The organism is Pseudomonas sp. W15Feb34 (assembly GCF_023127765.1).
Lineage (GTDB): Bacteria > Pseudomonadota > Gammaproteobacteria > Pseudomonadales > Pseudomonadaceae > Aquipseudomonas > Aquipseudomonas synxantha_A.
In genome coordinates this window covers 1-7,600 of the sequence record NZ_SPKN01000046.1, presented here as the reverse complement: position 1 = coordinate 7,600, position 7,600 = coordinate 1, and the positions used below count along the sequence as shown (strand labels likewise).

At 61.8% G+C, this 7,600-nt stretch carries 8 protein-coding genes; 2 read left to right on the top strand and 6 right to left on the bottom strand.

Annotation, left to right across the window (positions count from 1 at the left end):
* Positions 1-203 precede the first annotated feature (203 nt).
* Positions 204-842, bottom strand: coding sequence for a GNAT family N-acetyltransferase (locus E4O97_RS23510; RefSeq protein ID WP_078821755.1), 639 nt, complete (start codon positions 840-842; stop codon positions 204-206).
* Between the two features lie 48 nt (positions 843-890).
* Here E4O97_RS23510 and E4O97_RS23505 point away from each other — a divergent pair, with 48 nt between their 5' ends.
* Entirely contained in the window at positions 891-1,763 is an 873-nt protein-coding gene (locus tag E4O97_RS23505; protein ID WP_078821756.1) for an undecaprenyl-diphosphate phosphatase, read from the top strand.
* Here E4O97_RS23505 and E4O97_RS23500 read toward each other — a convergent pair.
* From E4O97_RS23500 to E4O97_RS23480, 5 genes are read right to left on the bottom strand one after another with little or no spacing between them, the layout of a single operon-like run.
* Positions 1,760-2,722, bottom strand: coding sequence for a Dyp-type peroxidase (locus E4O97_RS23500; protein ID WP_078821757.1), 963 nt, complete (start codon positions 2,720-2,722; stop codon positions 1,760-1,762). The genes E4O97_RS23505 and E4O97_RS23500 overlap by 4 nt on opposite strands.
* Positions 2,723-2,772: 50 nt before the next feature.
* Positions 2,773-3,591: a sugar phosphate isomerase/epimerase gene (locus E4O97_RS23495; RefSeq protein WP_078821758.1), complete on the bottom strand. Its 819-nt coding sequence runs from the start codon at positions 3,589-3,591 to the stop codon at positions 2,773-2,775.
* 1 nt (position 3,592) lies between these two features.
* The gene (locus E4O97_RS23490; protein ID WP_078821759.1) at positions 3,593-4,792 is read right to left on the bottom strand and encodes an FAD-dependent oxidoreductase; all 1,200 of its coding nucleotides are present in this window, start codon (positions 4,790-4,792) and stop codon (positions 3,593-3,595) included.
* The gene (locus tag E4O97_RS23485; RefSeq protein WP_032880442.1) at positions 4,792-5,115 is read right to left on the bottom strand and encodes a MocE family 2Fe-2S type ferredoxin; all 324 of its coding nucleotides are present in this window, start codon (positions 5,113-5,115) and stop codon (positions 4,792-4,794) included. Before E4O97_RS23485 ends, E4O97_RS23490 begins: the two co-directional genes overlap by 1 nt.
* Entirely contained in the window at positions 5,112-6,206 is a 1,095-nt protein-coding gene (locus E4O97_RS23480; protein ID WP_248162374.1) for a fatty acid desaturase family protein, read from the bottom strand. The genes E4O97_RS23485 and E4O97_RS23480 overlap by 4 nt, the downstream gene beginning before the upstream one ends.
* Before the next feature lie 163 nt (positions 6,207-6,369).
* On the opposite strand from E4O97_RS23480, the gene E4O97_RS23475 reads away from it, so the two are divergent.
* Positions 6,370-7,419, top strand: coding sequence for a LacI family DNA-binding transcriptional regulator (locus tag E4O97_RS23475; RefSeq protein ID WP_005789483.1), 1,050 nt, complete (start codon positions 6,370-6,372; stop codon positions 7,417-7,419).
* The last annotated feature ends 181 nt before the right edge of the window (positions 7,420-7,600 follow it).

Sequence of the window (7,600 nt, the reverse complement as noted above, 5' to 3'; positions counted from 1 at the left end):
GAGGTGCCGAGTGGTGGGGCAAGAGCCCTTTGGTTACTTTGGGGCTCTTTTCGGACCCGCTGTAAAAGCGGAACCAACAGTGGCCGTGACCTAAATAACGGATATGTACTCGGTCTGATCCAGCATCCCGGTCGGCCCTGAAGCCGCCATCGGGAGCAAGCCCCCTCCCACATTTACCGCCCCCACATCCGAATCACGGGGCATCAGTGCAATGACGCCCGGGTAATCAGATAGCTCACCAACTGCGGCTCATCCTCCAGTTCAATCATCTGCACCGGACGCGGCAGGTTATCCAACACGGTGCGCCAGAATGCCTGGGATACCTCGTCCTGATCATAGAAACGCACCAGCCAATTGGCCGCGCCGCTGCACAGCACCTGGCTGGCGATGGCACGGCCGATGCCCTTGCGACGATAGCGCTTGAGAATGAACAGGTCGGCCAGCTCCAACGCGTCGATGCCCGGCAGTTCGCTGCCTTCAATCAACAGGAAACCAGCGATATAGCCATCGACCAGCAACAGGTTGGCGCTCCACTGCGGGTCTTGCCAATAGCGGGCCAGGTGTTCGTCATGGATATAGAAACGGCCATCGGCCTCGACATCTTCCTGTTCCCAATCGGAAGACTCGTAGGCGTAGTACTGGTACAGATTGCGAATCAGCTCGGCGTCTTCAGGGCCGGTCTGGATCAATTCAACGGTGGTTTCAGGCATGGGGCTCTCGGTGGAAAAACGCAGGGCGCCATTGTTCACAAAAGTGCCTGCCACGCCAATGGCTTGTCGAATCCTTTCTATTGGCTGAACCGAATGCAAATAGCGGTTGCCCTGGCCAAATTCCTGAAACATTTAGAATAAACTTCGCCGGTTTCCACCTTTCGCTCAAGGACACGTATTGTGACCAACGTCTGTACCGCCGGCCTGGATGTGGGCTTTGCCTCCCTGGATTACCTGCAAATTTTCATCCTGGGGGTAATCCAGGGCATCACCGAATTGCTGCCGGTGTCGTCCACCGCCCATATGCGCGTGGTGCCCGCCCTGCTCGGCTGGCAAGACCCGGGCTCGGCGTTTTCGGCGGCCATGCAATTGGCCGCGCTGGCGGCAGTGGTCAGTTACTTCTGGCGGGATGTGCGCCAGGTCACCACCGGCAGTATCAGTGCGGTGCGCCGGGGCGACTATAACGATCGGTGGTTCAAACTGGCGGTGGCGATCGTGCTGGCGACTATCCCGATTGGCATTGCCGGGTTGGCGCTGTCTTCGACCCTCAATGCATGCAACTCGCCATTGCGCGGGCTGATGGTGATCGGCATTTCCTGCGTGGTGATGGCGGTGTTGCTGGCACTGGCCGAAGTGCGCGCCCGCCATACCCGCGACGTAAGCCAAATGCGCTTGCGCGATGCGCTGATCGTGGGGGTGGCGCAGATCGGCGCGTTGATTCCTGGGGTGTCGCGTTCGGGCTCCACGCTGACCGCAGCGCTGTTCCTGAATTTCAAACGTGAGGAAGCGGCGCGCTTTTCTTTCCTGCTGGGCCTGCCGGCCATTGCCCTGGCCGGTTTGAAAGAACTGTGGGTGCTGCTGCGCGCCGACCTCCCTGCCCACGCCTGGCCGCACTTGATCTTCGGCCTGGTGGTGGCGAGCATCTCGGCGTTCTTTGCGATCTGGGGCCTGATGAAGTTCCTGGAGCGCTTCTCCACCTGGCCGTTCGTGATCTACCGTGCGCTGCTGGGGATCTTCCTGATTGTGGCGGTCAGCAGCGGGTTGTTGAGTTAAGCCGCCGGTTCGCGGTCGGCCAGCGCTTCAAGCAGATCGGCCGAGGGCACGAAGAACAAACCACCGGTCACTGCCGTACTGAAGTCGAGCAAGCGGTCATAGTTGCCGACTGGGCGGCCAACGAACATGTTTTCCAGCATCTGCTCCAGAGGCTGCGGCGAGCGTGCGTAGCCGATGAAATAGGTGCCGAACTCGCCGGCACCGGGGCGGCCGAAGGGCATGTTGTCGCGCAGGATCTTCACTTCCTCACCGTTCTCGTCAGTGATAACGGTCAAGGCGCTGTGGGAGTTGCTCGGCTTGGTTTCTTCGTCCAGTTCGATATCTGCCAGTTTGGTGCGCCCGATTACCTTCTCCTGGGCTTCTACCGTCAAGCCGTTCCAGGCGCTCATGTTGTGCAGGTATTTCTGCACCACTACGTAGCTGCCGCCCTCGAACTGAGGGTCTTCGTCACCGACCAGGGTGAATCTTTCGGCCTTGCGCCCTACCGGGTTTTCGGTGCCGTCGACAAAACCGATGATGCTGCGCATATCGAAATAGCGGAAACCCTGGACCTCATCCACCACCTTGACGCTATCGCCCAAGGCAGCCATCAATTGGGTCGCCAGCTCGAAACACAGGTCCATCTGCTCGGCGCGGATATGCAGGAGGATATCGCCCGGGGTCGACACCGCCTTGCGCCCTTCTACACCGAATTCGCGGAACGGATGCAGCGACGCCGGGCGAGGCGCGCCGAACAGCCGATCCCACGCATCCGAGCCAAACCCGCAGACGCAGGTCAGGTTGCCCGACGGCACGCGCTTGCCCACCGAACGCACAAGGCCTGCGATGTCGGCGCACCAGCCACGCACGTTTTCAACTGCATCGGGGGCCAGGGTGGCGACCATGAAAATCGCGCTGCTGGTGATCGGGTGGCACACGGACTGCGGTTCGAGAGGTAGCTGGACAGGGCAGGTTTTCATCAGGCAGATCCATAGACTAAGGTCGGTTTGAACCGACGCAGGTTAGCAGATCAGCCGTGACAACTGGCCCACACCTGGCGAATCAGCGCTTTCATCTTGAGCGCCTCGGCCCAGCGATCAGTGAGTTCTCGCCCCATTGCATCGGTGATCGCATAGGGTGGCGGGCCCAGTTCGCAGGTGAAGGGCAGGCTCTGGGGCGCGTCGGCACGGGTCAGCCAGTCGTCGATCCCATAGCGCCACCAGCCGGTAAAGCGCTCGACCCAAGGCTGGTGCTGAGGAAAATCCAGGCCAACCTGCACCTGCTCACTGCTGGCGATGCGGCCATGAAAGCCCCAGCTATGGCGCAGGATCGTGCGTATCTGCTCGTCGTCTTCCAAGGCTCCAGGTTCTGGCAACTCGCGGCCGACGACGTAGTGGGACAGGTCTGCGAGCAGTTTCAGGTCGGGCATCTGTGCCAACAGGTCGAGGGTGAACAGCAGGTCGTTGGTCAGTCGATAACGGTGGGTTTCCAGCAGGATCGGGAAGTCCACCTGTTCGGCCAGTCGCTGCCAGCCTTCGATCAGCCTGACCGCCTCGGCCTGGGTACGCGGGCGCACATCGGCTTGCAGGGTGAGGTGGTGACAACCGTAGCGGCCGATCACTTCCAATGCCCTGGCCAGATCATCCACCGATTGCGGGAACAGTTGACCTTCGATCTGCAAGCCTCTGGCCGTGGCGGCAGCGTACAAGCGCGAGACTGCGGCCGGCGTCCAGTAATGGTCGGTGATGCCGTCAAAACCGGCGGCGACGATGCGGTCCAGTTGCGCTTCGAGGCTGCCGGGCTCGGTTTGCATGGCCCACAGTGATTGGAATACCAGGAGTTGGTGCATCTCAACCTCGCAGCAGGTGTTTGAGGGACGTATCGGCATCTGCCAGGCTCGCCACGTCAAGCGCAATGCTTGCAGTGATCAAGCGCTCGCACAGCTTGATGTCCCTGGCGGCGCGGTTGCCCAAAGCCCAGCCGAAAGCGCCTTGCAATCGGGCGTTGGTGTCTAGGCAAAACAGCAGCAGGCCACCGTCGGGCAACACACGGCTGACCGACCGCGCAGTCATCGCCCCGACGGAATGCAAACCCCAGTCGTATTGGTCGGACCAGAAACCCGGGACCCTCTCGAACGGCAGTTCTTTGCCCAACAGATTCAACGCAGCGTGACGCCCCTGGGCCTCGGCGTTGCGCCAGGTTTCCTGACGCTGATAGACGCCGCCGAGACGAAACTCACAGACATCCCCCGCCGCGTAAATATCCGGTGCGCTGGTACGCAGGCACGCGTCGACCCGAATGCCCTGCCCTACTTCCAGCCCGCCCGCCGCTGCCAGCTCAATGTTGGGCTGCATACCAATACCGACCGCCACCAGGTCACAGGGCACCCGTTGCCCATCGACCAGTTGCACGGCGTCGGCGTGGACGCACTCCAGGGCAACGTTCAAGTGCACATCCACACCCTGCTGACGATGCAGCGCCAACAGCGCTTCACTGATCATTGGCGGCAGCGCCCGGGCGGCCAGCCGCGGCCCCGCTTCCAGCACCGTGACCTCGCAGCCCAGGCCCCGCGCCGTAGCGGCCACCTCCAGGCCGATAAAGCCCCCACCGACCACCACCAACCTGGCGCCTGGCTTTAATTCATTGCGCAAGGCCAACGCTTCATCATGGGTGCGCAGATAGAACACGTTGGCCTGCTCCTGGGGCAAGCGTCGCGCCCGGCCTCCGGTGGCCAGCAGCAGGCCGGCATAGGTCAACCATTGGCCGTCAGCCAGTTGCAGCCGATGATGCTGCGGCTCCAAACGGCTGGCGGGGTTGCCGGCGATATGCTCAATGCCAAGCGCAGCCAACCGTGCACTGTCGCACAGGCTGCATTCCGCCAGGTCCGTCGAGCCTTGCAGCACGCCTTTGGACAACGGTGGGCGTTCGTAGGGCAAGTGCGCTTCATCGCCGATCAGGATCAGGCGCCCGCTGTAACCTTCTTCACGCAAGGTCAGTGCCGCACGTCCACCGGCATGACCAGCGCCGACGATGATCAGGGTCTGGTTCATCATCCGGCCGTGACAGCGAGCAGTACCCGCCCCGCTTCGACCCGCACCGGGTAGGTCTTGAGGTTGACGCACACCGGCGCGCCCAGGGCTTGGCCGGAACGGTAATCGAAGCGCCCGTTGTGCTTGGGGCACTCGATCACATGGTCCATCACCAGGCCGTCCGCCAGGTGGATTTTCTCGTGGGTGCACAGGCCGGCGGTGGCGAAAAATTCATCCTCGGCCGAGCGGTACACCGCGTAGGTGTGAATACCGTGGTCGAAGCGCAGCACGTCTTCTGCTTCTATTTCGCCCACGGCGCAGACGTCGATCCATTGATCGTTCATGCATTTATCTCCAATGACTGGCTTTTACTGTGTGGCGAGCAAGCTCCCTCGCCACGGGTCGGGCGTTGGACGAAATAGCTGGGGTCGCTGCGCTGGCGCCAAATAGTCGGAATGATTTCCTGGTAGGCCTCCCACAGGTTGGCATACGGCGGCGGGCAGTCGCTGCGGATCTCTTCGTGCAGTTGACTGAGCGCGTGGTAAGGCACCATCGGGTACATGTGGTGTTCGAGGTGGTAGTTCATGTTCATGTAGATAAAGCGCAGCACCCGGTTCATGTAGATGGTGCGGCAGTTGCTGCGGTGGTCGAGCACATCTTCGGCCAGGCCCACATGCTGGCTGAGGCCGAACAGGTAGCCGAGCCAGGCACCATAGAGACTGGGCAAGCCCACCAGCATCAGCGGTAGCCAGCTGTGCAGGTACAACGCGGCGCCGATGATCAGCGCATAAATCCCAATCCATATACGTGCGGCACGCAATACCTTGGGCCATTCGGATTCAGGGATGAAGTCTTGTTCTTGCGCACTCATGCGCCCGAGCGCATGGCGGGCTACGCCGCTGAAGGTCTTCCAGGCCAGGGGCAGGTTGAACAGGCTGAGGGCCATCATCCACAGGCTCGGCGGGCGCGGCTCGACGATCTCCGGGTCGCGGCCGACGACGATGGTGTCGGTGTGATGACGGGCATGGCTCCAGCGCCACACGTGAGGTTCGAACAGGCACATGAAGCTCGCCACCTGGTACAACGCATCGTTCATCCAGCGGGTCTTGAACGCAGTGCCGTGGCCGGTTTCGTGCCAGCGCGGGTTGGACGCCGTTCCGTAGAGCACACCATAGGCGAGAAAAAACGGTACGCAGGCCCAGGAGCCCCAGAACCAATAGCCGCCAAAGCCTGTGGCCAACAGCGTCGCAGCCCAGATGGCCGTGTCGAGCAAGGCCGGGCCATCGCGGCGTTGCATCAGTTCTTTCATGCGTTTGCGCGAGATGGGTGACTGGTACCAGTTGGCCGAGACCAGACCCTTTTCGGCGGCACGGGCCGCCTCGGGCCCGGTGAGGCTGTAGTCGCGTCGGGCGCGGTGAGCGGTGGGTTCAGGCATTGTTATTGTTCTCCGCAAGCGTAGGGTTTCAGGTGCTTTGCGGAACCAACCATAGAGCGCAGCCAAATCACCCTCAAGGCCTTGAATCCATTCCCTATCAAGCTATCATCCAGGCCCAGCGGAGCTTGATAGTTTTCTATCAAGACGCTCAAGGGGCCTGCCAATGCACAACCATAAACGCCCAACCATCGCCACCGTTGCCGCCCATGCGGGGCTCAGCGTAGCCACCGTCGACCGCGTGTTGAACGCCCGCGCTCCGGTCAACCCCGGCACGGCCGAACAGGTGTTCCAGGCTGCCGAAGCGGTGGGCTATTTTGCTGCGCGCCTGATCGGCCAGCGCATCCGCGAACGGCGGCCCACCTACCGTTTCGGCGTGCTGTTGCTGGGCACCGCCCAGGCCTTCTATGCCAACCTCGCCCAGTCAATAAGCGATGCAGCGCAGCATCACGCCACCGCCAACCTGAGCTGCCAGTTCGACTACATCAACGACCGTTCACCGAATGCCATCGTCGCGCAGATCGAGCAACTGGCGGTGCAGTGCGACGCCCTGGCGGTGGTCAGCTTCGCCCATCCGCTGATCAACGCCTGCCTGGCGCAGATTCGTGAAGCCGGCGTACCAGTGGTTGCGCTGCTGTCGGATATCCATGAGCAGGCCCTCGAACCCTATGTGGGCCAGGACAACCACGTGGTCGGGCGCACCATGGGCTGGCTGCTGGCGCACACCTGCGGCGCACGCAAAGGCAGCGTGGGCATCCTGTTGGGCGGCCATCGTTTTCTCGGGCACCAGGCACGGGTCAAAGGCTTGCACAGCTACCTGGCCGAACACGCGCCAGGGCTCAAGCCGTTGGAGCCGCTGATCAACCTGGACAACTGCGACATCACCGAGGAAGCCACCCTCGACCTGCTTGCCCGCCACACCGACCTGCGCGGCCTGTGCGTGGTGGGCGGCGGTGGTGACGGCGTGATCAACGCCCTGGCCCAACTGCCCAAGCGCCCGGCGCTGTGCTGCATTCTGCAGGAGTCGACCGAACTGTCACGCCAGGCGTTGAGCCGCGGCTTGATCGATGTGGTAATGGACTCGCAGCCGCGGCAGACGGCGGCGGCGCTGGTGCAACTGCTGGTGCAGTTGCTGAATGACGAAGGCTTCGATCCTGTGCGGCATCGGGTGCATATACCACCGCAGATAGTGACCCCGGAAAACATGGGCACCTGAGACAAAAAGAACACAATGTGGGAGGGGCGGTGCAACGATTCGACCTCGATGGCAATGAACCCGTCAAAAATTCAGAGGCTGAAACACCGCTATCGCGGCATGGGTATCTACGCAACTTTGTAGCTGCCGACCGTAACCACGATGCGAAGCGAGCCGCTCTTGATCTTGATCTGCTTTTGAT